Annotated in this window: 24 protein-coding genes; 4 read left to right on the top strand and 20 right to left on the bottom strand. The window is 71.9% G+C overall.

What is annotated here, in order from left to right; genetic code table 11:
- Positions 1 to 7: 7 nt before the first annotated feature.
- From I0C86_RS05040 to I0C86_RS05030, 3 genes are all read right to left on the bottom strand, one after another.
- Entirely contained in the window at positions 8 to 1006 is a 999-nt protein-coding gene (locus I0C86_RS05040; protein ID WP_196200043.1) for an NAD(P)-dependent alcohol dehydrogenase, read from the bottom strand.
- 139 nt (positions 1007 to 1145) lie between these two features.
- Complete coding sequence (locus I0C86_RS05035; RefSeq protein WP_230393576.1) at positions 1146 to 2714, bottom strand: alpha/beta hydrolase; 1569 nt, start codon at positions 2712 to 2714, stop codon at positions 1146 to 1148.
- Between the two features lie 94 nt (positions 2715 to 2808).
- Positions 2809 to 3900, bottom strand: a complete 1092-nt coding sequence (locus tag I0C86_RS05030; protein ID WP_196200012.1) for an ATP-dependent DNA ligase — start codon at positions 3898 to 3900, stop codon at positions 2809 to 2811.
- Positions 3901 to 4031: 131 nt separating this feature from the next.
- Between I0C86_RS05030 and I0C86_RS05025 the strand changes: the two genes are divergently transcribed.
- Positions 4032 to 4256 carry a hypothetical protein gene (locus tag I0C86_RS05025; RefSeq protein ID WP_196200011.1) on the top strand — a complete coding sequence of 75 codons (225 nt, stop codon included), beginning with the start codon at positions 4032 to 4034 and terminating at the stop codon, positions 4254 to 4256.
- 147 nt (positions 4257 to 4403) lie between these two features.
- Here the strand turns inward: I0C86_RS05025 and I0C86_RS05020 are convergent, their stop codons facing one another.
- Both I0C86_RS05020 and I0C86_RS05015 read right to left on the bottom strand, forming a co-directional pair.
- Positions 4404 to 4607 carry a hypothetical protein gene (locus I0C86_RS05020; RefSeq protein ID WP_192767836.1) on the bottom strand — a complete coding sequence of 68 codons (204 nt, stop codon included), beginning with the start codon at positions 4605 to 4607 and terminating at the stop codon, positions 4404 to 4406.
- A gap of 190 nt (positions 4608 to 4797) precedes the next feature.
- Positions 4798 to 5997 (bottom strand): FAD-dependent monooxygenase, encoded by a 1200-nt coding sequence (locus tag I0C86_RS05015; RefSeq protein WP_196200010.1) that lies wholly within the window; start codon positions 5995 to 5997, stop codon positions 4798 to 4800.
- Between the two features lie 90 nt (positions 5998 to 6087).
- Between I0C86_RS05015 and I0C86_RS05010 the strand changes: the two genes are divergently transcribed.
- Complete coding sequence (locus I0C86_RS05010; RefSeq protein ID WP_323373466.1) at positions 6088 to 6774, top strand: TetR/AcrR family transcriptional regulator; 687 nt, start codon at positions 6088 to 6090, stop codon at positions 6772 to 6774.
- A 37-nt stretch (positions 6775 to 6811) separates the two neighbouring features.
- Here the strand turns inward: I0C86_RS05010 and I0C86_RS44340 are convergent, their stop codons facing one another.
- The 8 genes from I0C86_RS44340 to I0C86_RS04975 all read right to left on the bottom strand — a co-directional run bounded on the left by I0C86_RS44340 (position 6812) and on the right by I0C86_RS04975 (position 15715).
- Entirely contained in the window at positions 6812 to 6937 is a 126-nt protein-coding gene (locus I0C86_RS44340; protein ID WP_255527612.1) for a hypothetical protein, read from the bottom strand.
- A gap of 5 nt (positions 6938 to 6942) precedes the next feature.
- Positions 6943 to 7968 (bottom strand): NrfD/PsrC family molybdoenzyme membrane anchor subunit, encoded by a 1026-nt coding sequence (gene nrfD, locus I0C86_RS05005; protein WP_196200009.1) that lies wholly within the window; start codon positions 7966 to 7968, stop codon positions 6943 to 6945.
- Between the two features lie 34 nt (positions 7969 to 8002).
- Positions 8003 to 8974 (bottom strand): 4Fe-4S dicluster domain-containing protein, encoded by a 972-nt coding sequence (locus I0C86_RS05000; protein ID WP_196200008.1) that lies wholly within the window; start codon positions 8972 to 8974, stop codon positions 8003 to 8005.
- Between the two features lie 5 nt (positions 8975 to 8979).
- On the bottom strand, positions 8980 to 12264 hold the full coding sequence (gene fdh / locus I0C86_RS44335) for a formate dehydrogenase (protein WP_323373465.1): 3285 nt from the start codon (positions 12262 to 12264) through the stop codon (positions 8980 to 8982).
- Between the two features lie 44 nt (positions 12265 to 12308).
- A complete protein-coding gene (locus I0C86_RS04990; RefSeq protein ID WP_196200007.1) occupies positions 12309 to 12599 on the bottom strand; it encodes a hypothetical protein in 291 nt (96 codons plus the stop codon).
- Between the two features lie 182 nt (positions 12600 to 12781).
- Complete coding sequence (locus I0C86_RS04985) at positions 12782 to 13810, bottom strand: glutathione S-transferase family protein (RefSeq protein WP_196200006.1); 1029 nt, start codon at positions 13808 to 13810, stop codon at positions 12782 to 12784.
- A gap of 288 nt (positions 13811 to 14098) precedes the next feature.
- A complete protein-coding gene (locus I0C86_RS04980; protein WP_196200039.1) occupies positions 14099 to 14575 on the bottom strand; it encodes a GNAT family N-acetyltransferase in 477 nt (158 codons plus the stop codon).
- 219 nt (positions 14576 to 14794) lie between these two features.
- Entirely contained in the window at positions 14795 to 15715 is a 921-nt protein-coding gene (locus tag I0C86_RS04975) for a DNA-3-methyladenine glycosylase family protein (RefSeq protein WP_196200005.1), read from the bottom strand.
- 260 nt (positions 15716 to 15975) lie between these two features.
- Between I0C86_RS04975 and I0C86_RS04970 the strand changes: the two genes are divergently transcribed.
- Together I0C86_RS04970 and I0C86_RS04965 are read left to right on the top strand one after the other, a co-directional pair.
- Positions 15976 to 16719, top strand: coding sequence for a ThuA domain-containing protein (locus tag I0C86_RS04970; RefSeq protein WP_196200004.1), 744 nt, complete (start codon positions 15976 to 15978; stop codon positions 16717 to 16719).
- The gene (locus tag I0C86_RS04965) at positions 16716 to 17777 is read left to right on the top strand and encodes a Gfo/Idh/MocA family protein (RefSeq protein WP_196200003.1); all 1062 of its coding nucleotides are present in this window, start codon (positions 16716 to 16718) and stop codon (positions 17775 to 17777) included. Before I0C86_RS04970 ends, I0C86_RS04965 begins: the two co-directional genes overlap by 4 nt.
- A 338-nt stretch (positions 17778 to 18115) precedes the next feature.
- On the opposite strand, the gene I0C86_RS04960 is transcribed toward I0C86_RS04965, so the two are convergent.
- The 7 genes from I0C86_RS04960 to I0C86_RS04930 form a co-directional block, all read right to left on the bottom strand.
- Entirely contained in the window at positions 18116 to 19096 is a 981-nt protein-coding gene (locus I0C86_RS04960; RefSeq protein ID WP_323373464.1) for a Pecanex-like protein 1, read from the bottom strand.
- Between the two features lie 631 nt (positions 19097 to 19727).
- The gene (locus tag I0C86_RS04955) at positions 19728 to 20354 is read right to left on the bottom strand and encodes a hypothetical protein (RefSeq protein ID WP_230393582.1); all 627 of its coding nucleotides are present in this window, start codon (positions 20352 to 20354) and stop codon (positions 19728 to 19730) included.
- A 282-nt stretch (positions 20355 to 20636) separates the two neighbouring features.
- A complete protein-coding gene (locus I0C86_RS04950; RefSeq protein WP_196200001.1) occupies positions 20637 to 21407 on the bottom strand; it encodes a zf-HC2 domain-containing protein in 771 nt (256 codons plus the stop codon).
- Positions 21404 to 22108, bottom strand: coding sequence for a sigma-70 family RNA polymerase sigma factor (locus I0C86_RS04945; protein WP_196200000.1), 705 nt, complete (start codon positions 22106 to 22108; stop codon positions 21404 to 21406). The genes I0C86_RS04950 and I0C86_RS04945 overlap by 4 nt, the downstream gene beginning before the upstream one ends.
- A gap of 189 nt (positions 22109 to 22297) precedes the next feature.
- Entirely contained in the window at positions 22298 to 23155 is an 858-nt protein-coding gene (locus I0C86_RS04940; RefSeq protein WP_196199999.1) for a spermidine synthase, read from the bottom strand.
- A gap of 99 nt (positions 23156 to 23254) precedes the next feature.
- Positions 23255 to 24205 (bottom strand): hypothetical protein, encoded by a 951-nt coding sequence (locus I0C86_RS04935; RefSeq protein WP_196199998.1) that lies wholly within the window; start codon positions 24203 to 24205, stop codon positions 23255 to 23257.
- Positions 24202 to 25521 (bottom strand): SbcC/MukB-like Walker B domain-containing protein (locus I0C86_RS04930; protein ID WP_196199997.1); only part of this gene is annotated, 1320 nt, incomplete at its 5' end. The genes I0C86_RS04935 and I0C86_RS04930, both read right to left, overlap by 4 nt.

Below are 25521 nucleotides of genomic sequence, written 5' to 3'. Positions count from 1 at the left end.
GCTGGCGTCACACCGTGATGACGACCTTCGCGCGGGCGTGCTCCACCTCGAGGTACCGGATCGCCGCCGGTGCCTCGACCAGCGGGTACGTCTGGTCGATGACCGGGACGACCGCCTCGGACTCGACGAGTTCCCGGAGTGCCGCCAGGAGTTCGCTGCCCCGAGGCCCGTCGGTGAGGGTGAGTACCCGGTGGCGGAGGAAGCGTGACCGCGCCATCCCACTGAGAGTGAGCCCCATCGGCCCGAACAGTCGGGGACGGCTGCCGGAGACGCCGCCACCGGAGAGGATGAGCGTGCCGGTGGGGGTCAGCACCCGCCGGTACTCGCCCAACGAACGGTTCGCCACCAGATCGAACACGACGTCGTACCGCTGGCTGCCGCGGGTGAAGTCCTCCCGGGTGTAGTCGATGACGTGCTCCGCGCCGATCGACCGGACCAGATCCACGTTCCTGGTGCTGCACACGCCTGTCACTTTCGCGCCGAACGACCTGGCGATCTGGACGGCGAACGTTCCCACGCCACCCGACGCGCCATTGATCAGGACCCGCTGTCCGGCCTGTACCCCCGCCTTGCGCAGGCCCATCAGCGCGGTGCTTCCGGCCAGCGGGATCGCGGCCGCCTGCGCGAAGGTCAGGTTGGCCGGCTTGTGCTCCACCAGGCTGTCCGCGGCGCAGACGTACTCGGCGAACGCGCCGTCGGCGTCACCGACGTCGCCGTACACCTCGTCGCCGGGCCGGAACCGGGTCACCCGACTGCCGACCGCTTCCACCCGGCCGGCGAAGTCGCTGCCCCGGATCTTTCTCTTCGGCCCGCCGAAGCCGAACACCGGGCGGAACGCCAGCCGTGCCAGGTACGGGTCGCCGCGCATGATGTGCCAGTCACGCGCGTTGACGGCGGCGGCGTGTACCCGGACCAGCACCTCGTTGTCGGCCGCCACCGGCTGATCGACGTCCCGCAGTTCCAAGAGGTCAGATGGGCCGTACCGGTCCTGGAAGATCGCCTTCATCGGTGTCTCCGTCATCCGCGGGAACGTGCTGGTCCGTGCCTGGAAACCAGGGTAGGAGCGCCCGTTCGTCGCTGGATCGGCCCAAAGTACGTCCCGCCGGATCAGTCCAAAGTACGAGGATCGATCCGTCCGGGGCCGCTCACCGGGCCGGGCAACTCGTGTCCTCGCGTGGCGCCTGGAGATCGATCAGGTAGGCGTCGACGGCATTGGTGATGCACTTCGTCTGGGGGTAGGCGGTGTGCCCCTCGCCCTGCCAGGTCAGCACCACCCCGACATCGAGCATCTCGGCCAGCTTGGGCGTCTGCTCGTACGGGGTGGCCGGGTCGCCGGTGGTGCCGACGACCACGATCGGCGGCGCGCCGGTCGCCGGCCCGGTCGGGTACGGGTCACGCTGCGCCGGCCAGAACTCACAGCTCAGCATCCCGGTCGCGAGCGGGGCGCCGAACAGCGGGTACTTCCGGCGCCAGTCCGACTGGAGGCTGCGGATCCGGTCGACGCCGACCTTGGTGTCCTCGTCGGCGCAGTTGACCGCGAGGTTGGCGTCGAAGAGGTTGGTGTAGCCGCCGTTGGCATCCCGTTCGGCGTACGCGTCGGCCAGTTCGAAGGTCCCCTTCGGGTTGCCGTCGGCGAGGGTGTCGATGGCGGCGGCCAGTTTCTCCCAGCCTGCCTCGGTGTAGAGCGAGGAGATCACCGCGTAGAAGATCCATCCCGCGGTCGCCTCGCGGCCCTTCGAGTCGCGTACCGGCGAGACCCGGGCCTTCTCGATCGCCTCGGTCACCGCCGTGCGGGCGTCCGGTGCGATCGGGCAGCGGCCGGGCGTGCGCCTGCACCAGTTGGCGAAGTTGGTGAAGGCCCGCTCGAAGCCCTTGGCCTGGCTCTCCGAGCCGGCCACCATGTCCTGCTTCGGATCGACCGCCCCGTCGAGCACGAGGGCCCGGACGTTGCGTGGAAAGAGTTGCGCGTACGTCGCCCCGAGCAGCGTTCCGTAGGAGTATCCGAGATAGCTCAGCTTCTCGTCGCCGACGGCGGTCCGGATCGCGTCCATGTCCCGCGCTGCCTGCTCGGTGGCGAACAGGCGCAGCCGATCGCCGTACTTCTCGCCGCAGCCTGCGCCGATCTTGCGGTTGAGCGCCACCAGTTCGTCGAACTCGGCCTGGCTCTCCGGGTCGGGTTCGAAGCCGAAGGTGGCGTCCAGGTCGGCGTCCGGCACGCACTTGACCGGGGAGGACCGGGAGACGCCGCGCGGATCGAAGCCGACGATGTCGAACCGCCGGGTGACGTCGTCGGGCAGCCCGCCGAAGGCCGAACCGAACGACAGGTAGACCGCCGAGTCCACACCCGAGCCGCCCGGCCCGCCCGGGTTGACCAGCAGTGAGCCGATCCGGTCCCGCTGCTTGCTGGACCGGATCCGCAGCAGGGCGATCTCGACCTTGTCGCCGCCCGCACCGGCCGCGCCGCCCGCGTTCCAGTCCCCGGGTACGGAGATGGTGGCGCAGTCGTACCGCATGCCGGCCGCACCCCGCCCGACGAGTTTGCGCGGCACCTCCGGACACGGCTTCCAGGTCGGGCCGGCGCCGCTCGATGCCGTCGGGCTGTTCCGTTCGCCCTCGCCTTCCCGGTCGAACACCGGAAGGGTGCACCCGGCGGCGAGCAGGACGACGGCGACGAAACCGACCAGGGGCAGTCGGCGAAGGTGCGTGCGGGCCAAGAGAATCCTCCGTGATCTTCTCGATCGCCAGGCTACGCGGTCGGGCACGACGGCGTGGGGGTGCCGGACGACGGGAGCCGGCGTCGGGTGCAGGTCAGGCGGTGGCCGCCGGATCGCCCCGGAGTACCTGGTCGACGTCGAACCGGATGGGGCGGTCGAGCTGGTCGTACCCGCAGGAGCGCGGCTCGCGGTCGGGCCGCCAGCGGACGAACTGCGCGGTGTGCCGGAACCGGTCGCCCTCCATCGCGTCGTAGCCGACCTCGACCACGAGTTCGGGCCGCAGCGGCTCCCACTCCAGGCTCTTGGTGCCGGACCACCGGCTCGGTCCGCCCGGAATCCGCTGTCCACTGGTGTGGTCGCCGTGGATCCACGGATGGTCGGCCATCTCGCCCCGGTACGGCGCCAGTTCGTCGAGGAGTTCGGCCCGGCGCGCGGCGGTGAACGACGCCGACACACCGACGTGGTGCAGGGTGCCCGCGTCGTCGTAGAGCCCGAGCAGCAGCGAGCCGACCACCGGGCCGGACTTGTGCCAGCGGAATCCGGCGACCACGACGTCCGCCGTACGGGTGTGCTTGACCTTGAACATGAGCCGTTTCCCGGGCTCGTACGGGATGTCGGCCGGCTTGGCGACCAGCCCGTCCAGCCCGGCCCCCTCGAAGATCTCGAACCAGCGGCGCGCCGTTTCCGGGTCGTCGGTCGTCTGGGTGACGTGCACCGGAGGGACGGCTCCGCTCAGCGCCTCGACGAGCCGTGCCCGACGCCGGGCGTACGGCTGGTCCAGCAGTACCTCGTCGCCGATCGCGAGCAGGTCGAAGGCGACGAGGTCGGCCGGGGTGGTCTCGGCCAGCATGGCGACCCGGGAGGCGGCCGGATGGATGCGCTGGCTCAGCAACTCGAAGTCCAGCCGGGGGCCACCGTCCGGACCGTCCCGGCGGATCACGATCAGCTCGCCGTCGACCGCGCAGCGCGTCGGCAGTTGCTGCCGGGCCTGGGCCACGACCTCGGGAAAGTAGCGGGTCAGCGTCTTGCCACCCCGGCTGGCCAGCTCGACCTCGTCGCCGTCCCGGAAGACGATGCACCGGAAGCCGTCCCACTTCGGTTCGTAGGTCATCCCCTCGGCCGTGGGAATCTTCGGCACGCTCCGGGCCAGCATCGGCTCGACGGGCGGGTTGATCGGCAGGTCCACCGGCCAAGTCAACCAGATCGTCGCCCGCCCGTGGTGCTCCTCGTCCGCCACAACCGCCACAACCGTCCCGGCAGCATCTTCACTGCTCCGATCGGGTCGGTGTTTTCCCAGGTCAGAGCTATGTTCGCCGGATGCGTGACTGGGTCTGCGCCTGCTGCGGACGGTGGCAGGTGAGCATCGAGCGGATCGGCGGGGGATACCTCTACCGGCTGGCGTACCGCTATCGCCGGGAGGTGGGTGGGCTGGACGTACTGGGTGAGGTGGGCAGCGTCGCCGCGCTGGAGCGGCTGCTGCTGACCCGTACGCCGGTGACCCTGGCCGATCTCCGTGAGCTGCCGGCCGGGCCTGGCGGATGAATCCACTTCCTGAGGTCGATCGGCCCACCACTTCGGGTGGCGCAGCAGGGCCTGGCGTGCGTACCCGGTGAGCCGATCGGCCGTTGTTCTACAGGGCCTTGTCGTCGCGTGGCCGTCCAGTTCCCTGTCGGGCCGTCGAATGGTTACCTACAGTGTTTTCGCGATCTCCGCGAGCACGTCGGCCGGGACCTCCACGGCCGTCTCGTGTGCCGGAATGTCGAGCTGGGCGAGCGCCTCGGGGTCGGAGATCCGCCAGCCCTGCACGACGAAGGTGCCTCGGTCGGTGCGGTACAACGACGGGCAGTTGTTGACCTGGGACTGCGCCGTCTTGCGAACAAAGGTGAGCTTCACGTTTGTGCCTCTCGCTCCTTTTAAGCCACTATGGGCCTGATGCCGAGTGGTGCTGTGTTGCATTATGCGGCTATTCGGGCCGTTCGGGCACTGATCGCGGCAACGTGGTGGATGAATGTAGGTGAATGGCCGATTCATCTCGCGTCGGATCCGGGGATCCTTCGGAATCGATTCGAGTGCCACCCGGAGTTCAGACTCCGTCGGGCCGGGGCGGTTGCCAGTCGGCGTACCGGGCCATCGAGCGAAGCGCGGTGCGGGGCGGGGTGAGTCGGAGCAAGGCGTTACGGAGCGTGACCGCCAGTGGGTTCCGGAGCTGCTGTCCGAACCGGCCGATCCGGTACGAGGCGCGGGCCACGTGCTGGCTGCGGGGACGACGCTGGCGGTCGTAGCGGATCAGTGCGGCGGTCACGTCGCCGGCACCGGCACCGGCACCGGCACCGTCGCCCACCGCCGCGCCGAGCACCACCGCGTCCTCGATCGCCTGTGCGGCGCCCTGACCCAGATTGGGTGTCATCGCGTGGGCGGCGTCGCCGAGCAGCGCGACCGCGCCGCGCGAGTAGTTCGGCAGCGGGGTGCCGAGGTGGTAGATGTCGTTCCGGAGCACCGTGTCGGCGCCGGTGGCGGCCAGCAGGTCCGGGATCGGCGCGTGCCACGACCCGAACCGGTCCCGGACGGCGCGCAGCTCGTCCGGGTCGCGACCGCCGGCCGGGGCGTTGACCGCGCCGAACCAGTAGATCCGGCCGTCGCCGAGCGGAACCATGCCGAACTCCGCGCCCGGCCCCCAGCTGATCGCGACGTACAGCTCGCCGCCCCAGGGGCCGTCGGTGACCCCGCGCCAGGTGGTCGACCCGGCGTACACCGGTGGGGGAGCGTCCGGCCACAACCGGGCCCGTACGGTGCTGCGGATCCCGTCCGCGCCCACCACCAGGTCGGCGCCGACCGTGATCCGGGTGCCGTCGTGCCGGTAGCTGACCTCGGCCGGCGGTCCGGCGACCACCTCGACCACCTCCGCCCCGGTGACCAGTGTCGTGCCGGCCGGCAGCGCGGCCCGGAGAATGGCGTGCAACGTCGCCCGGTGGATGCCCAGCGACTCCGTGCCGAGCTGGTCGGTCAGCTCGGTGGCCTCGATCCGGAACAGCCAGCGACCGTCGGCGGTACGGCTGCCGCCGGGTGCCTCGACCTGACCGCCGGCCCGGACCTGGTCGCCCACCCCGAGCGCGTCGAGCCCGGCCAGGGCGTTGGACATCAGCGTGAGCCCGGCGCCCACCGCGCCGAACGCCGGTGCCCGCTCCAGGATGGTGACCTGCCAACCCCGTCGGGACAGCGCCAGTCCGGCGCAGAGCCCGCCGATGCCGGCGCCCACGACCACGGCCGTCCGGTTGTTCGTCATCGTCCACCTCACGAATCCGCTGTGCCGCGTCCTTCTACATCTGTAGAAAGACATACTACAGCCGTAGAAAAACCGAGTGAAGGAGCGCGGGTGGCTGTCCGGAGGAACCGGTTCGCCGTCATCACCGACGCGGCGATCGAACTCGTGGCGGAGTTGGGCATGCGGGGACTGACCCACCGCGCGGTCGACGCCCGCGCCGAACTGCCGCTCGGCTCCACGTCGGCGTACTTCCGGACCCGGAAGGCGCTGATCGAGGCGGTCGTACGCCGACTCGCCGACCTCGACCGGGCCGACGTCGACCGGGCCGACGTCGACCGGGCCGACGTCGACCGGGCCGACGTCGAAGCCACCGGACCGCCCACGGAACCACTCGGGCCCCGGGACCTCGACCTGCTCGCCGGTCGGATCGCCGGCCTCCTCGACCAGTGGCTGACCAGCGGCCGCACCCGGACGCTGGCCAGGTACGCCTGCCTGCTCGAGGCCACCCACCACCCCGAACTGCGCGACATCCTGTCGTACGGGACCGCGTCCCGGACCCAGGCCCGCGCGCTGCTCGCCCGGGCGGGTGCGGTGAACCCGGAGCAGCGCGGCAACCACCTCGTCGCCTGCGTCGACGGGCTGCTCTTCGACCGCCTCGTCGGCGCCGGCTCGCTCACCGCACCACCACCGGGCAGCGAGCAGAGCCGCGCGGACCTCCACCAGGCCGTCCGGACCGTCCTGTTCGCGATGGCCGGGACCGACCTCCCGGAAACCGGAGATCCACCCACCCGCGGCTGACCGGTGCGGTGCTATCCCGACCGGGTACAGCGGAACGTCACACCCGTCGCCGGCCCGCTCGGCGGCGGGACCGGCGACCGTCCGGAACCTCGCGCCGTGCGGCGAGGACGGCCGCCGCACAGGTGCCGAGCACGATCCCGGCGAACGGCAGGTATCTCGCCACGGCCCTCATGGTCGGCGCCTCCGGCTTTCGGCACGGGCTTCCAGCCGCTCCCGCTGCGGCGTCACGGTGTACTTCGGGTCCCGGGCCGATGCCACCCCGGCATGGAAGATCCCGAACCGGAGGCAGATGGACCCGGCGATCATCGCCACCGCGCCCGCCCTCGTCAGCACCCGGTTCCGGACGGGCAGGGACAGCGCCAGGGCGCCGCCCGCCATCAGCACGTGGCTGGCCCGCAGCAGCGCACCGCCGAGGCCCCGGCGCAGCGGCTCGCCCACCATGCCGAGCCGCCGTTCCATCCGGTGTGCCGTCGCCAGTTCGGTGACGGCACCGAGCAGCGCGGCACGCCGGGCCGGGCCGGCCTCCCGGTCCGGCGCGACGAGCAGCCCGAGCGCCCCGGCCGAGGCGGCGGCCGAGCCCACGAAGACGATCGGCAGCTCCGCGTGCGCCTCGTGCCACACCGGCACGGCGGTGTCGGAGATCAACGCCGCCGTGTACGCGGCGACGGCCGGACCGGCGACGCCGGCGCCGAGGGTACCGAGCCGGCCGAGCCGGGGCAGCCGCCCGGTGACCGCGCTGCCGGCGGCGAGCATCGCGAGCGGGCCGTACCCGGCGAGCAGCCAGGAACCGATGCTCATCGGGGAGGTCACCTTGACCACCCGGAGCATGTGGAGAAAACGTTCGGGACGGCCCAGGTCGTGCACCAGCGAGTAGAGCGACCCGGCGATCGCGACGGCGGCACCGGCCTTCAGCCCCCGGGCCAGCCGAGGCCGACCGGTGAGTTCGGCCGCGGCGGCGAGCGTCGAGGAGGCCCCGGCCAGCCCACCGAGGAACAGGTAGCCGGCGATGTCGGGGGCCTGCCAGGGCGGCGACTTCAGCACCGGCTGGCCGTAGTACGAACGGAACTCGGCCTTCGACACCATCAGCCGCTCGCCGCGCTGCCGGCGCTCCGGCCGCCCGGCCGAGCCGATCAGGGCGTCCCGCTCCACCGGAAGCTCGACCGAGGTGTCGAGTCGGACGTCGGTGTGGCTCATGACGGCTCCTTACCGAGCCGGCCGGTTCGCCCGCTCATCGCCGGGCTCCCGGGATCGTGACGGCGGCGAGGGCGACCAGCAGACCCACGGCGGCCAGCCCGGCCCGGCGCCACATCGCGGGCAGGTCCCGGGTGGTGACGACCGGGTCCGGCGGCAGGCCGTAGACCTCGGGCTCGTCGAGCAGCAGGAAGAACGCGCCGGCACCGCCGACCCCGTCCTGCGGATCGGCGCCGTAGAGCCGGGCGCTGGTCACGCCGGCGTCGTGCAGGTCCCGTACCCGGCCGGCGGCCCGCTCGCGAAGCTCGGCGAGCTCACCGAACTGAATCGAGTCGGTGGGGCAGCTCTTGGCGCAGGCGGGCTCCTGGCCGACCGAGAGCCGGTCATAGCAGAGGGTGCACTTCGAGACCAGCCCGTTCGACGGGCGCTTGTCGATCACCCCGTACGGGCATGCCGGTACGCAGTAGCCGCAGCCGTTGCAGACGTCCTCCTGCACCACCACGGTGCCGAACTCGGTGCGGAACAACGCGCCCGTGGGGCAGACGTCCAGGCAGGCCGCGTGGGTGCAGTGCTTGCACACGTCGGAGGACATCAACCAGCGGAAGTCCATGTCAGCCGCGGCGGCGACGTGGCCGTCGGGCGGCGCCGAGGCGGGCAGGCCGAGGGAGACCGCGGTCCGTCCACCGGCCGACCGGAGCAGGTCGGGCGGCAGCTCGGTGGGGGCCAGATGAGTCTCCTGACGACCCAGCCGGCGCGGCTGTTCGATGAAGGCGACGTGCCGCCAACTGTCGGCACCGAGACTGCCGGTGTTGTCGTACGACATGCCGGTGAAGAGCAGCCCGTCCTCCGGAACCGCGTTCCATTCCTTGCAGGCCACCTCACACGCCTTGCAGCCGATGCAGACGCTGGTGTCGGTGAAGAAGCCGACCCGTTCCGGGGGCTCGGCGTAGCCACCGGCGGTGGCCGGATCCCGCTCCCCGCCGGTCGCCTCGCGCAGATCGAGAGCCATCGCGGTCACGCCTCCGTTCCGGTGCGCTCGGTGATCCCGGCACGGCGCTGGTAGTCCCGGACCAGCGCCACCCGGTCCGGACCACGCGGCCGCCGACCCGGGCGGATGTCCGCCGACAGCGCCTTGCTCTCCTGGATGTGCGAGTTGGGATCCAGCGAGATCGAGGTGAGTTCGTTGGCCGCGTCGCCCCGGCTGTGGCCGTTCGGTCCCCAGTGGAACGGCAGCCCGATCTGGTGGATGATCCGTCCGTCGACGTGCAGCGGTGCCACCCGCTCGGTCACCAGGACCCGGGCCTCGATCGCGTTGCGGGCGGTGACGATGGTGGCCCAGTCGGCGTGCACGAGGCCCCGCTCGGCGGCCAGTTCGGGGGAGACCTCGCAGAAGAACTCCGGTTGCAGTTCGGCCAGGTAGGGGGTGTGCCGACTCATCCCGCCGGCCGTGAAGTGCTCGGTCAGCCGGTAGGTGGTGACCACGTACGGAAAGATCTGCGCGCCGCGCTGAGAACCGTTCGGGTGGTACCGGTTGTGTTCGTGTGGCCGCAGCAGCCGGGCCGGATTGCGCTGCTGCCGGTAGAGCAGGTTGTCCATCGGGGAGTCCTGCGGCTCGTAGTGGGTGGGCAGCGGCCCGTCGGCGACCCCGGTGGGCGTGTACAGCCAGCCGAGCCCGTCGGCCTGCATGATGAAGGCGTCGGTGCCGCGCAGTGCGGCGACTCCCCGGGCACCGTCCGGCGGCTCGTAGTCCGGTCGCTTCGTCGGCTCGAAGTCGGGTACGTCGTACCCGGTCCACCGGCCGACTTCCTCGTCCCACCAGACGAACTTCTTGCGTTCGCTCCATGGCCTGCCGTCCGGCCGGGCGGAGGCCCGGTTGTAGAGCATCCGGCGGTTCGCCGGCCAGGCCCAGGCCCACTCGGGAGAGACCCAGCTCTGCTCCTCCGCCGGCTTGCGGCGGGCGGCCTGGTTGACCCCGTCGGAGTAGACCCCGCAGTAGATCCAGCATCCGCAGACCGTCGACCCGTCGTCGGCCAGTTCGGTGTACGTCGACAGCGGCCGGCCGTCGGAGTTCCAGCCGTTGATCTCGGCGAGCACCGCCTCGGCGACCGGCTCGGCGATACTGCCGGTTGTCGGGTAGTCCCAGGTCAGGTCGAGGATCGGCCGGTCCATCGGGTCGGTCGAGCCGGCCAGTTTCTGCCGGATGATCCGGCCCAGGTGGTACATGAACCACAGATCGCTGCGCCGGTCGTCGGTCGGCTCCACGGCCTGGTGGTGCCATTGCAGCAGCCGGTTGGTGTTGGTGAAGCTGCCGGCCTTCTCGGTGTGCGCGGCGGCCGGCAGGACGAAGACCTCCGTACCGATCCGTTCGGTGACCAGCTCGCCCGATTCGATCTCGGGGCCGTCCTTCCACCAGGTGGCACTCTCGATCATGTTCAGGTCCCGGACGACCAGCCAGTCCAGGTTGGCCATCCCGAACCGCTGCATCCGGGAGTTCGCCGAGCCGACCGCCGGGTTCTGCCCGAGCAGGAAGTAGCCCTTGCAGGTGCCGCCGAGCTGTTCCAGCGTGGTGTCGTAGTGGGAGTGGCTGCCGGTGATCCGGGGCAGGTAGTTGAAGCAGAAGTCGTTGTCGGCCCGGGCGGCGGGCCCCCACCAGGCCTTGAGCAGGCTCACCAGGTAGGCCCGCATGTTCGCCCAGAACCCCTTCCGGGCGGCGTCGGCGAGGATGAAGTCGTCGAGGGTCTGCGCCTTGTGCGCGTGCGGCATCGGGATGTAGCCGGGCAGCAGGTTGAACAGGGTCGGAATGTCGGTCGAGCCCTGGATGCTGGCGTGTCCGCGCAGCGCCTGGATGCCGCCGCCGGGTCGGCCGATGTTGCCCAGCAGCAGTTGCAGGATGCTGGCCGACCGGATGAACTGCGATCCGTCGGTGTGCTGGGTCCAGCCGACCGCGTAGACGAACTCGCTGGTGCGCTCCGGTCCGGAGTTGTCGACCAGGTGCCGGCAGACCTCGGCGAAGACCTCGGGCGGGATGCCGCAGATCCGCTCGACCATCTCCGGCGTGTAGCGGGAGAAGTGCCGCCTGAGGATCTGGTAGACACAGCGGGGGTCCTGCAGCGTCGGGTCACGCCGGGCCTGGCCGTCCAGGGCGGCGGTACCCGAGCCGTGTTTCTCGCCCTCGCCGGATCCGTGCTCGCCGGCATCGCGACCGGGGGAGCCGGGCCGGTCGATCTGGGCCGCCTGCCGGGCCATGTACTGGTTGTCGCGTTCGCCGCTGGCCGAGACCAACTGGACACCCTCGTACTGCCAGGTCTCCTCGGCGTACTGGTGGCTCTGCGGGTCGAATCCGGAGAAGAGACCGTCCAGGTCCTCGGTGTCCTGGAACCGTTCGTCGATGATCGTGGCAGCGTTCGTGTACGCCAGCACGTACTCCCGGAAGTCCTTCCCCTCGGTCAGTACGTGGTTGATGATCCCGCCGAGGAAGGCGACGTCGGTGCCGGCCCGGATCGGCACGAACAGGTCGGCGAGGGCACTGGTCCGGGTGAACCGGGGATCGACGTGGATCACCGTGGCGCCCCGGGCCTTGGCCGCCAGCACCCACTGGAAGCCCACCGGGTGCGCCTCGGCGAAGTTGGAGCCCTCGATGATGATGCAGTCGGCGTGCTGCATGTCCTGCATGAAGGTGGTCGCGCCGCCGCGCCCGAACGACGTACCGAGGCCGATCACCGTGGAGCTGTGGCAGACCCGGGCCTGGTTTTCCACCTGGACCACCCCGAGCGCGGTGAACAGCTTCTTGATCAGGTAGTTCTCCTCGTTGTCCAGGGTGGCGCCGCCCAGGCTGGCGATCCCCATCGTCCGGGCCAGCAGGCCGCCGTCCTCCTCCTCCCACTGCCAGGTCTCCCGACGGGTCCGGATCACCCGGTCGGCGATCATCTCCATCGCGGTGGCCAGGTCGAGGTCCTGCCACTGCGTGCCGTACGGCGGTCGGTAGCGGACCTTGTCCAGCCGGCCCGAGTCGGTGGTCAGTTGCAGCGAGGCGGCACCCTTCGGGCAGAGTCTGCCCCGGCTGATCGGCGAGTCGGGATCCCCCTCGATCTGCACCACCCGCTCGTCGCGGACGTACACGTTCTGGGCGCAGCCCACGGCACAGTAGGGGCAGATCGACTTGACCACCCGGTCCGCGCTGGCAGTGCGCGCCGAGAGGGCATCGCTCCGCCGCGATTTCACCGAGGCCGCCCGGCCGGTGCGGTCCGCCCCGGTGAGCTGGCGCCACACCGGCCACGAACCGATCGGAAGTTGGCGCACGGCGGGCTCCTGTCCTCGATGCCTGGCGGGCGGCGCCGGTCCGGCTACCGGCCCGGCCGGGTCAATTGGTCACGGCGGGCCCGGGTGCGCATCCATTCGTGTACCGGCCCGGCCGGCGGCGGGGGCGCCTCGCGCGGGTTGACCAGGCACTGGGTTCGGGACGGCAGCATCCCTGGACGCGTCCGCTGCGCCCTGCTGACCGTGCCGCCACCGTCGGCTGGAATCCCGGTGCCGACCAGGTACGCCTGACCGGGTGGGATGCCCAGCGCCGCGCCGATCTCCTGGTAGCTCCGGCCGAGGCCGACCAGGTGCAGCACCGCCGCCTTGCTCGCCATGCCGCCCCCGCCCTCGCCCGTCGCGCAGCATGCCGGCGTTCCAGCGCCGCCGGCGTCCAACCACCAATAATCCTCTCATTTCGCTTATATCGGCGCGGTCGGTTTGGTCGTGCCGGTGGTCCGCGCAGCACGCAGCCGGTGCCGGTCGCGAAGCCCACGGCCGGCACCGGGCAGATCGGCGGTCAGGCCCCCAGCGGGGTGTGTCCGGCCGGGACGGTCTCGTCGGCCCGGGGCGGTGCCGGCGGGCTGCCCGCACCGAACGGACGCCCACCGAGCGCCTCCCGGCCGTGCGGATCCAGCCAGTTCGTCAGGTCCGGGCCATCCGGCACGATGCCGGTCGGGTTGATGTCCCGGTGCACCTCGTAGTAGTGCCGCTTGATGTGGTCGAAGTCGATGGTGTCGCCGAAGCCCGGCGTCTGGAACAGGTCCCGGGCGTACGCCCACAGCACCGGCTGCTCGGTGAGCTTCTGCCGGTTGCACTTGAAGTGGCCGTGGTAGACCGGATCGAACCGGACCAGCGTGGTGAAGAGCCGGACGTCGGCCTCGGTGATGGTGTCGCCGACCAGGTAGCGCTGGCCCGCCAGCCGGGCCGACAGCCAGTCGAGCCGGTCGAAGAGCCGCCGGTACGCCCTCGCGTACGCCTCCTGGCTGCCGGCGAAACCACACCGGTAGACCCCGTTGTTCACGTCGGCGAAGACCACGGCGTTGACCTCGTCGATCTCGCCCCGCAGCGCCTCGGGATAGAGGTCGGGGGCATCGGACCGGTGGTGCTCCCGCCACTGCGTCGACAGGTCCAGGGTGATCTGGGCGTAGTCGTTGGTCACCACCTGCCCGGTCGGTACGTCCACCATCGCCGGAACGGTGATTCCCCGCTCGTACCCGGGGAACCGGGCGAAGAACGCCTCCTGGAGGCGCTCGATGCCGAGCACCGGGTCGCGACCGCCGGGGTCGAGGTCGAACGTCCAGCTCCGGGCATCGTGGGTCGGCCCGGCGACCCCCATCGACAGTACGTCCTCCAGCCCCAGCAGCCGGCGGACGATGATGACCCGGTTCGCCCACGGGCACGCCCGACTCACCACCAGCCGGTACCGGCCGGGTTCCACCGGGTAGCCGTCCTGCCCGTTGGCGGTGATCCGCGTCGCGATGTAGCGCTGGTCGCGGGTGAACTCCCCGCCTGGGTTGACGTAACTGCCGTCTTTCGTGTTCGACATGTCGCTATCGTCCCCCAGCCACTCCGCTCCGCAACCGCCGCCCCGTCGGCCCGATGGCCGGCGCCGGACCGCGCGGCGGCCAGCCGGGCCGACTGCCCGGCGACATCGCGCAGCGCCGGGACGTCGCCGGGAACGCCGTCCTCGATGTTCACCCCACGGCGCTGGTGTCCACCTACTTGGTGTCCACCTACCTGAGCGGCCGTTCCGTCCTGACACCCGGACGACCGTCGCCGACGCGCTGCTCACCGTGTCCGGCTGAGGTGGCCGGGCCGGGGGCGGCAGGACCCCCTACCGGTGCTTCTCCAGGTACACCAGTCCCGGGCCGGTGTCGATCGAACGGTGCGCGAACACGACGTACCCGTGACGGCGGTAGAGCCGCACGTTGTCCTCGCTGTCGGCACCGGTGAACAACTCGAACCGGCGTACCGGGGCCGGGCAGGCGTCCTCGGCGGCCCGTAGCAGGCTGCTGCCGATGCCCCGGCCGTGCAGATCGGGTGCGACGGCGAGCCGGCCGATGTGACCGGTGCCGTCCTCGATCCTGGCCCGGACCGCGCCGACGAGCCGGGTACCGAGCCGCGCCGCCAGCACGATGCCACCATCGGCCAGTACGGCGCGCAGTTCGTCGAGCGTCTCGGTTAGCGGTGGCAGCATCGGCTGTCGGTAGCGCTGCGCCTCACTGACGTACGCCGCCCGCTGAACGGTCAGGATCTCGCCGGCATCAGCGCCCCCGGCCGGCGCGACGATGACGGAGGAACCGGCGGCGATCGGGGAACCGGCGGCGATCGGGGAACCGGCGGCGATCGGGGAACCGGGGGCGACGGAGGAACCGGGGGCGATCGGGGAACCGGCGGAGGAAGTGGAGCGCGAAGTCGACACCCTCGTCAGGCAACCACACCCATTTTCGGCCCGGCATCCGCACCCGCACAGCCCAGATGTTAGGAAGGGGCCCTTCTTCTACAGAAAACGATAAGAAGGGGCCCTTCCTTACCAGCGGGCGAAGGAGCGGATCGGCATCCGGGGGCCGAACCGGGGCGCGTGCAGACCGTCGGCCGCGAGCAGGCCGCAGACCCGGCCCCGGTGGCCCCGGAAGGGCTCCAGCAGGGCCAGCATCCGCGCGTCGTCGCCCCGGACCTCACCGGCCAGCGCCCAGGCGACCGTGTTCGGAATGTGGTAGTCGCCGACGCTCACCGCGTCGGGGTCACCGAAGGCGATCCGTACCACCTCGGCCGCCGTCCAGGGGCCGATCCCGACGATCGCGGTGAGCCGGCGGGTCGCCTCGGCCGGATCGACGCAGCGTTCCAGCCGCTCCGCGAGGGCCGCCGCCCGGCGCAGCGTGTCGGCGCGCCGCTGCTCCACCCCGAACGGATGGAACACCCAGTACGGCGCGGCGGCGATCACCGCCGGTTCCGGCGGTGCCCAGAGCCCTCGTACCGGGCCGGGAGCGGGCTCGCCGAAGTGCCGCACCGTCGCCGCGTACGCCCGGAACGCCTCCTTGCCGGTGACCTTCTGTTCGAGGATCGCCCGAAGCAGTCGGGGGAAGATCTGCCCGGTGGCCGGCAGCCGCAGTCCTCGGTGGGCGCGCGCCAACCGGTCCACCACCGGATGGCCGGCGGCGAGCCCGTCGAAGCCGGTCAGGTCGTCCCGGAGCCCGGCCACGGCGTCGGCCCGGTCCAGTACCCAGTCCGCGCCCGGTCCGTAGCCGTCGGCGACCAGTTCGTCGGCGCGTCGGCGCAGTGCGAGGGTCCCGGGTCCGGCAGGTGTGCGGGTGGCCCACCAGAAGGTTCCGTCGACGAATCGGGCGCAGGGGTCGTGTGCCCCCATTGCCAGCGACTGGACCGAGCCGGCGAGGTGGTAGCCCGCCGGTGGGCGCAGCACCCGACTCGCCGTCGGCCCGGTTCCGGTCATCCGGACACTCTGCCACGCCCTCGGCGCCAGCTGACCGTCCGGGCTGCGCTGCCGCCCACCACGGCGACGGCGTCGGCTGCCGCACCGAGTGCGGCGGGCGGCACCGTGCCCTGCCGTGGCGCCCGCAGGCTCAGCGGACGCCGGCCGCCCGCCCGCGCCGAGCAGGTCTCGGCGAACGTCCCACCGACCATCGGTGGCGTGGCCGGCGCCGCTCGCAGAGAATGCCGGAGGACCCTGTCCCGACGACGAAGCGAGCGCCGATGGCTGACGAACCGATCCGGGTGACGGTGTGGGGCGAGGGCCGGCACGAGAAACGCGATGCGAATGTGCTGGCGCACTATCCGGACGGGATGCACGCGACGATCGCGGCGGGCATCGCGGAGCATGCCGGCCCGGCGGTCACGGTGCGCTGCACCACGTTGGATGATCCGGAGCAGGGCCTGCCGGACTCGCTGCTGGCCGACACCGACGTGCTGACCTGGTGGGGGCACATAGCGCACGACGAGGTGAGCGACGACCTGGTCGACCGGGTGCAGCGCGCCGTGCTCGCCGGGATGGGTCTGATCGTGCTGCACTCCGGGCACTACTCCAAGATCTTCAAACGGCTGATGGGTACGAGCTGCGCCCTGCGCTGGCGCAACGGCGACGACCGGGAGCTGGTCTGGACGGTGGATCCGGCACATCCGGTCGCGGCCGGTGTGCCGAGCCCGATCGAGATAACCAACCAGGAGATGTACGGCGAGTTCTTCGACATTCCCGCGCCCGACGAGCTCGTCTTCGTCAGCTCGTTCACCGGCGGCGAGGTGTTCCGCAGCGGCTGCGCCTGGCGCCGTGGTCGGGGCCGGATCTTCTACTTCAGCCCCGGTGACCAGGACTATCCGGTATACCACCACCCCGACGTACGCCGGGTGATCGCCAACGCCGCGGTCTGGGCGGCGCCGTCCGCCACGCGGGAGCCGACACCGATCTCCTACGCGCCCACCGACTGGTTCGCGAAGCCATGAGCCCGTTCCGGGCCGGGTCGTTGCGGACGGTGGTCGTCGGCGCCGGCGCGATGGGCACGGAGTGGCTGCGTGCGATCGACGCGAGCCCGGACGTGGAACTGGCCGCCGTGGTCGACCTCGACGCCTCGGCCGCCGCCCGCGCGGCGCGTGGTGCCCCGTCGGCGACCACCCTCGACGAGGTCGCGGCCGATGCGGACTTCGTCGTCGACGCCACCGTGCCGGCCGCCCACTTCGCGGTCACCGCGTCGGCGTTGCGGCTGGGTCTGCCGGTGCTGGGCGAGAAGCCACTGGCGGAGACGCTGCCGCAGGCGTTGACGCTGGCCGCGCTCTCGTCGCTGACCGGCGCGCCGTTCGCGGTCAGCCAGTCGCGGCGGTTCGAGCCTCATCTGACGGCGTTCAAGTCCTCGCTCGGTTCGCTGGGCCCGGTCGGTTCACTGACCACGGAGTTCTACCGCGGCCCACGGTTCGGCGGGTTCCGCGAGACGATGGCGCACCCGCTGCTGCTGGACATGGCCATCCACGCCTTCGACACGGCCCGCTACCTGCTCGACGACGAGCCGGTCTCGGTCTACTGCGACGCGTACAACCCGGCGTGGAGCTGGTACGCCGGCGACGCGTCGGTCAACGCGCTGTTCCGCTTCGCGTCGGGCGCCCGGTACTCGTACCTGGCCTCGTGGTGCGCCACCGGCCGCGACACCTCGTGGAACGGAAGCTGGCGTGCGGTGGCGGAGCGGGGCACGGTCCTCTGGGACGGCGACCACGACCCGGCGTCGGGCTCCGGCGCCCCGAACACGCTGCTGGCGAGCATCAGCGGCTCGCTCGCGGCGTTCGTCGACGCGCTGCGAGCCGGGCGGCGGCCGGCGACCGACGTACACCGCAATGTGATGAGCCTGGCGATGGTCCTGTGCGCGGTCGAGTCCGCCGACACAGGTGCGCCGGTGCGCCTCGACGAAAGCCTGGCCCGCGCGCACGCGGCGGCGGTCCAGGCGGCCGCCCCCGACGTCGGCGACGTGCTCCGCTCCTGGCCGTCGGTCCGCGAGGCCCTCGCACGAGGCTGACCGCGATCACCCCCCGGTCGGACCGTTTGTTGACCGGCTTCGCGTTTGGTCGCCGGCTTCCAGCGGGTCGCCGGCTTCCGGGCGCCGAGCTGGTCGGCGGTCGAGATCGGGCGCAGACGGGACGGCACCGGAACGCCCGTGCGCGTTCCGGTGCCGTCCGGCCTGTAGCGGTGCAGGTGTTTCCCGACCTGGCCCTGGTGCCGTCCCTCCCTTCGGATCTACGTCGTCGGATTCACCTGGCGGTGGTGGGTTGGGGACCGTGTCACCACCGGTTCGTGCGGGATTGGCGGGAGCGTCGACCGCTCAGGCCATCGGCCGGCTGACCAGCCGGCCGGGGATCACCGGACGGTGATCCGGACTACGTCGAACGCCGGCACCTGGTTGGCGCGGGCCATCATCGGGATCCGGTGCGAACCGTCGCCCGCCCAGACCGAGCACTGCGCCTGGCCCCGCTGGGCGAGACCGGGGACGGTCACCGTGACGGTGTCCGGCGTCGCGCCGCCCTTGCCGTCCTCGGTGGCGACGAAGAACGCCGGGACCGGCGCCGGGTCGGGCGCGTTGCGGTTGCTGGTCAGCATCCGGCAGGACGAGTGGAAGTGGCCGCGGACCAGGCCGTCCTCGTTGAGGAACGAGCTCTCCTTGTAGTAGCCACCGGCGGCGGCACCCAGGAAGCGGTCCCGGACCAGGTTGCGGGTGCTGACCCGGAGCGTGAACTGCTGGTTGACCCGGACCGAGGTCGGCGCCTGGGTGATCAGCAGGCTGGGGTTGTCCTCCGGCGCGCCGACCTCGCCGAACTCGGTTCCGACGCAACGCTCGCCGTTCTGGAAGCCGTCGTGCGCCTGCAGGTCGCTGCCCGAGCAGTCGGCGCCCAGCGGTTCGAGGGCGGTCGGGTTGCCGGGCGCGGTGCTCGTCGACGGGCCGGTGCTCGGCGTGCAGTTGCCGCTGCCGTTCTGGTTGCCGCGCCCACGCTGGGCCAGCGTGCCCGGCTGCTGCCCGTCACCGGGGTGCTGGACCGCGCCGTGGTCGTGGTACGACCGGGTTTCCGGCTTGCTGGCGGTGCCCGGGCCGGTGGCCGTCCCGGTGGGGGCCGGGGTCGCACCCGCGCCGGCCGAGGGGCTGGCCCCGGGCGCGGTGGTGGCGGGCGCGGCCGTGGTCGGGCAGGCCCGTGCCTTCGTGCGGCCGCCCCAGGTGCCGGCGTTGGAGACCTGCGTCACGGCGACGATCGCGCCGAACACGCCGAGCGTGGCAAGCACGGCAATCAGGCGCTTGTTCCGTGGCGGGCGGTTCGAGCGCCGTGAGGAGCGGACGGGGGTGTTCACGTGGTGCCACCTCTTTCTGGAGAGGGTTCGGTCAGCGAGGTCGGATCAGCGGACCAGGCTGGGGGTGCCGACGACCAGGAGGTCGTCAGCCTGGGCGGGTGCTGGACGGGCCGATGTGGTGGACCCGGATGTCGGTGCCGGCGATCGGCGCGCCGTGGACCCGGCGGGGGTCGCCGTATGTGGCGCTGACCAGGGGTAGCGACGGATCGGGTGACGATCCTGGCCGCCGGGTGGCGGCACGTCTATCGTCACCATCTTCCTGCCTTTCCGAATAATCAACCGGTAACACTGCGAAAAACCGTACGGAATGCGTTGCCTGAGAGTCAAACCGTGGTAGAGAAGATAGGAATCTCTTGAGGTCCGCTTAAAAGGAATTTATGTTTCGGGTGGTGAACGGTTCGCATCAGCCGTTCGGACGATCCCTGCGGTTCAACGACTGCGGTGGGCAAGTTGGTGGAGTTTTCGGTCGGATCGGTGGCGGACACACCGCGGCGCCGGCCCCTGGGCAGGGCCGGCGCCGCAGCCGGAAGGCGACCGTTGCCGCGCGCCGCGTTCCGGATCACGGCGGCGACCGACCGCGCCTACCCTGGCAACGGCCGGCCGCCGGGTCTGTGGGGCCACGGCGGCCGGGTCAGTAGTTCGGAGCCCCCGCGCCGCCGCCCTGTACGTCCTCGACCGGTGGCGGGGCGACCGCCTTGGGGGTTCCGGTCGGCAGGCAGCTGAGGTTCTTCGTGCCGGTCGGCGTCACCACGAACCAGGTGCCGGCGACGCCCTGGCCGCGCCACTGTCCGGGCTTCTTGTCGCCGATGTAGCGGTAGACCGGCCAGTTCCCGATGGTGACCTGCCTGGTGCCGTCCGGCCGGGCGACCGTGCCGACCTTGTCGTCGGCAATGCCTTTGAGATCCGGCTTTCCGTCCGTGAGCACCGGTGGCCAGACCCGGGCGCAGTCGCCGACGCAGGTGCTCTTCGGCGGCTTCGCCGAGTCCTTGTCGAACCGGTAGAGGACGAAGCCCTTGTCGTCGGTCACGACCTGGCCCATCCGGGCCACCTTCCTGCCGACCAACCCGTCGGTGAGGTTGACGTCCGCGACCTCGACCGGTTCGGGGGTGGGCGATGCGCTCGGCTCCGGAGTGGACTCGGTCCCGGCGTTGGCCACCGGCTTGACGTCGGTGGCGTTGTTCGGGTTCGCCGGCGTCGGCGCGCAGGCTGCCAGCGCCGCCAGTGCTCCACCGGCGACGACGACGCCGGCCCGCTTCATCAGTGCCACGTGCCCTCCTTCGCTGGACAGGTCGCCGGGAAGTACGGGCCGAGCCGTCGCTCGGATGGGGCAATTGGTAGTGGACAATTTCACAGACAATCGTTGAACCCGACCGGTGCGGGGTGCGTGTGAAACGGAAGCGGCGTCTCTTTCCCGCTTCCGTACCGGGGTCGGCGAGTGACGCCGGGTCGATTTGGCCGCGCAATTGTTCGGGCCGTGGTCGCCCGGGAACATTCCGTGTTTCCGACGGCGTCCGGCCGCCCGCACAACGTCGCGAACCGATCAGAGCGGAACGGTCACCAGATCGCTGGTCACCTTGCCGTCATCGTCGATCACCTGTACCTGTATCCGGTCGATCTGGGCCAGCGAAGTGGCGGTGGACGCCTGCAGGGTCAGCGGCCTGGGCTGGGCCGCCGTGCCGTATCCGGCGGGCGGCACCTTCCAACTGGAGACGACCTCGGGCGGACCGTCGTCGCGGAGCAGCACGAGCCGGCAGATTCGGGGCCCGGTCAGTTTGCTCAGCGCGAAGGAGAGTTGAGTGCCGAACGGCGTCGACGCGAGGATCAGGTCGGCCTGCACCCCGCTGCTCCGGTCGGTGACACTGAACCGCTCGCCCTTCGGCAGGTCCGGGCCACCGATACCCGGCACGGCGGAGCCGGTGGCCGACGGACCCGGGGTGACCGGCGGCTGTGCCGTGGTTCCCTGCGGCCCGGCCACCCGGGTTCCGACGAACAACGCCAGACCGGTCAACATCACCAGGAGTACGGCGCTGGCCGCGAGGCTGTAGAGGCGTCTGCTCCGGTCCCGTCGCCGCTCCGCGCCCACCGCCGCCACGACCCGGTCGAAGAGTGCGTCGGCCGGGTCGGCGCGCTCGACCATCAGAAGGTCCCGGCCGTCGACCTCGCCGAGCAGGTCCACCACCGGCAGGAACGACTCGAGTTCCTCGATGCACTGGGTGCAGGTCGCCAGATGCTCCTCGAACCGTTCGGCGTCCCGCTCGTCGAGGACGCCGAGTGCGTACGAGGCGACCTCCCGGTGGCTCTCCCCGGTCATTCCGTCACCCCCCGCTCCCGCAGGGCCGTGCGCAGCGCCCGGAGGGCGTAGTAGACCCGGGACTTCGCGGTGCCGAGTGGCAGCCCCAGCTCCTCGGCGGCCTCCGGCACCGTACGCCCCTGGAAGTACGTCGCCACCAGGACTTCGCGGTGCGGCTGACTCAGCGTCCGCAGCGCGTCGGTGATCGTCATCATCCGGAGCACCCGTTCGGTGTCGTCGGACTCGGAGAACCCTTCCAGGTCGCGGTCGTACGTCTCGGCCGGCCGCGCCTGCTCGCTGCGGTGGTCGTCGATGACGATCCGCCGGGCGACCGTGACCAGCCAGGGACGCAGCGACGACTGCCCCTGGGTGCCCAGCCGGTGTGCGTTGCGCCAGGCGCGCAGCAGCGTCTCCTGCACGACGTCCTCGGCCCGCTGGCGGTCACCGCCGGTCAGCCGCAACACGAACATCAGCAGGGGCTTGGCGTGTTCCTGGTAGAGCAGTTGAACGAGCTCGTCTGAATGCCTCGTCTCGGCCCTCGTCTCGGCGGGTTCGGCATGGTGGCGGCCGGCAGCCGATCGCGGCGTCACCGGCCCATCATTGCGGTCCGCAGGGCGCCCGTCGAGACTTTTCCGGTACCGATTTGACCGCCGTTGCGACGTGGCGCACATTCGCCCCGGCATGACCTGGCCGCCGTACCAACCGCCGGCTACCGCCTGCATCGCACCCATACCTCCGCGTCGAACGCGTCGCACCCGGGCCACCGGCGATCCGGGCCGAGTTGAGCCGCCAGCCAGAGGTACGGATTCCGTACCGGGCCGGATCAACGCGGGTCGGGGAAGTTGCCGGGGCACCGGGTCGGCCGGCCCGATCGGTCGGATCGGCCGGTTGCGCCGAGGCGACCGGATGGGCTAAATCGCGACTCCGAAGGTCCCCGGCGGGGGCGGGGCCGACGGCCGGGCGGCGGCGTCGCCGACCACCCGCGCGCCACCGGCGAAGCGGTCCAGGTCGGCGCCGTACAGCACCCGGCCGGGGAACCAGTCACCGGCGGTACGGCGGATCAGGTCGGCCACCGGCAGTTCGGTCCGGCCGGCGACCAGCACCAGGTTGCCGTACCGCCGGCCGCGCAGCACCGCCGAATCGGCGATCAGGCAGGACTCCGGCAGCACGCTGCGGACGGTGGCGACCTGGGCCCGGGCATGCCGCAGCGGCGGCCCGTCGGCGACGTTCACCAGGTAGGTGCCGCCCGGCCGCAGCACCCGGGCCGCCTCGGCGGCGAACTCCACCGAGGTCAGGTGCGCGGGTGTCCGGGCGCCGGCGAACACGTCGGCGACGATCAGGTCGTACCCGGCGTCGGGGCACGATCCGAGCACCGCCCGGGCGTCGCCCACCCGGACCCGCAGCCGTGGGTCCGCCGGCCAGGGCAGTTCGCGGCGGACCAGCTCCACCAGGGCCGCGTCGATCTCGACCACCCGCTGGGTCGAACCGGGTCGGGTCGCACAGACGTACCGGGGCAGGGTCAGCGCCCCGCCGCCGAGGTGCAGCACCCGCAGCGGTGCTCCGGCCGGCGCGACGAGGTCGACGACGATGGCGAACCGGCGGACGTACTCGAACTCCAGGTGGGTCGGGTCGGCCAGGTCGACGTGCGACTGCGGTGCCCCGTCGACCAGCAGGGTGTACGAGCGGGGCCGGTCCGGGTCCGGGCTCACCTCCGCCAGGCCGGTGTCGACCTTGGCCGCGATCAGGTCGGTACGTCGTTTTCGGCCCACCCGACAAGTATCCGGGACGGGCCGCCGCTTTCCGCATCCGGTCGTCGAAGGAGCCCCTGCGCCCACCCCGAGGCCGGGAAGAACGGCGGCCCGCTCCCGCTATGTGGCGTTGCTGGCGAAGGTCAGGGCGCGGTGCAGTAACCGGCCGTCGCCGAGTCGGGCGCGCAGCCGGCGCTCCAGCCCGGCGATCGGAATCAGGTTCTGCGGTGCTCTGGGGTCCTTGTACGGCGTGGAGGCGAACCGGGGCAGGGTCACCAGGGACAGGTGGGCGAGGGCGATCGCCTGCTGCTCCGCCAGCTCGACCGAGCACTCGACCCGGACGATTCCGGCCCAGGGCCCCCGGCCACCTCCGGGCAGCCGGAGATACCAGGAGTAGCCGCCCCAGGCCGTGCCGAGCCGGAACACCGGGGAGCGTTCGCCGGGGCGTAGCCCGGTGACCAGCGCGGTGTGCCGGGCGTCCAGATACTGGCTGTGCTGCGTCTTGATGTAGCCGAGCGTCCGGGGGAGCTGACGCCGGTTCCGCAGCGGTCCGTCCACCACCAGCAGGTCGCCGTCGTCCCGGACCGCGCCGGAGACCTTCACCTCCAACGCGGTCAGCGGCCCCTGCACGGCGGCGGGCAGTTTGCTCATCTCGCCGGTGCCGCCGACCCGGTGCACCGTGTACCGGATCTGCCCGGCGACGACGTCCCCGGCGGACGGGCTGGCGGTGAACAGACCCCGTTCGACCTCCGCACCGGCCAGTTCCGCCGCACCCCGGCGCAGGTCGCACCGGACCACGCCGGCGGCGTACGACGCGGCGACGCCGGGAAAGGACCCGCCGTCCGGCTCCTCGGTCCAGACGCTGGCGTCGATCCGGCGCACCCCGTCGACCAGCAGCACGACGTCGGGCGGCTCGATCCCGTCCGGGGCGGTGAGCGGCCGCCACTCGTCCGGCGGCAGTTCGACGTCGGTCTGCACCTGGGCGCTGCTCGGCGCGGCGGGGCCGCCGGCCGCCTCGAACGAGGCCCCGTACGCCGGATCCCAGGCATCGACGAAGAGCCGGGCGCTCACCGGCCGGTCCGTTCGACCCGGGAACTGCGGGCGTCCTTGCGCACCTCGAACCGGACCGGTATCCGTTCGGCGAGCGCCGGTACGTGGGTCACCACCCCGACCATCCGGTCACCCCGGGCGGCCAGGTTCTCCAGGGTGGCGGCGACGGTGTCCAGGGTCGCGGCGTCCAGGGTGCCGAAGCCCTCGTCGAGGACGATCGACTCCAGGCTCGCGGTGGTGGTGGACAACCCGGCGAGCTGCTCGGACAGGGCGAGTGCCAGCGCCAGCGAGGCCTGGAAGGTCTCTCCGCCGGAGAGGGTCCGCACTCCCCGGCGCAGCCCGGCGTCGTAGTGGTCGACCACGAAGAACTCGCCCTTGTCGTGCCCGAGGTCGTACTGGCCGCCGGTGAGTTCGCGGAGGATCCCGGAGGCGCCGTCGACGAGCAGGTCGAGCGCCTCCGCCAGCAGCCACCGCTCGAAGTTGTTGGCCCGCAGGTGTCCGGCCAGCGCCCTTGCGACCCGGCCCTCGCGTTCGTGCCCGGTCCGCTGCCCGGTCAGCTCCCGGGCCTGTTCGCGGCGCTCGACCAGCCGGCGGTGCGCGGCCTCGGCCCGCTCCACCTCGACCGCCGCCAGCCGGACCGGGTCGTCGTCGCCGGCCGGCCCCTCGAGCCCGACGGCGTCGAACAGCCCGGCGATCCGGGTCACGGCCGCCGCGACGGCTTCGTGCGCTCCGGTCACCGCCGAGGACACGTCGACCCGGTCGCGACGCCGTTCGTCGGCCGCCCGGGTCGCCCAGTCGGAGAGTCCGGCCCAGGCGGCGGAGACGTCGTCGCGGTCGGCGGCCGGTGGGCCGAGCCGGGCCACCTTGTCCCGGATGGTGTCGAAGGCACGCCAGGCGCCTCGGAGCCGCTCCTGCGCCGCCTCGGCCCCGGCTCGGGCCCGCCGGGCAGCCTCCCGGGCGGACCGGACCGCCGTACCGGCGCTCTCCAGGTCGCGGCCGAGCCGGGTGAGCAGCGCGAGTTCCTGGCGCAGCGCGTCCGGACCGGGAGAGTCGGCCAGCCGGAGGTCGAGCTCTGCCAGCCGGGCGGGGAGGTGTTCGTGCCGGACCCGGGCCTGGTCGAGGGTGCGTTCCAGTTCCCGGGCGGCCCGCTCCCGCTCGGTGAGCAGTCGGGTGGCGGCGTCGGCGGCGGTCCGGGCGGTCTTGCCGGCCGCCTCGGCGGGGGGGAGCGGGGAACCCTCCGGCATCGGCGGCACCGCGGCGACCGGCTGGGTGCAGACCGGACAGGGCGCTCCGGCGTGCAGGTGCGCCCGGAGCGCCCTGTCCGGTCTGCACCCAGC

Source organism: Plantactinospora alkalitolerans (genome assembly GCF_015690345.1).
GTDB lineage: Bacteria > Actinomycetota > Actinomycetes > Mycobacteriales > Micromonosporaceae > Plantactinospora > Plantactinospora alkalitolerans.
Note: the sequence above shows the minus strand (reverse complement) of the source record. Positions and strands in the feature narration are given on the sequence as shown.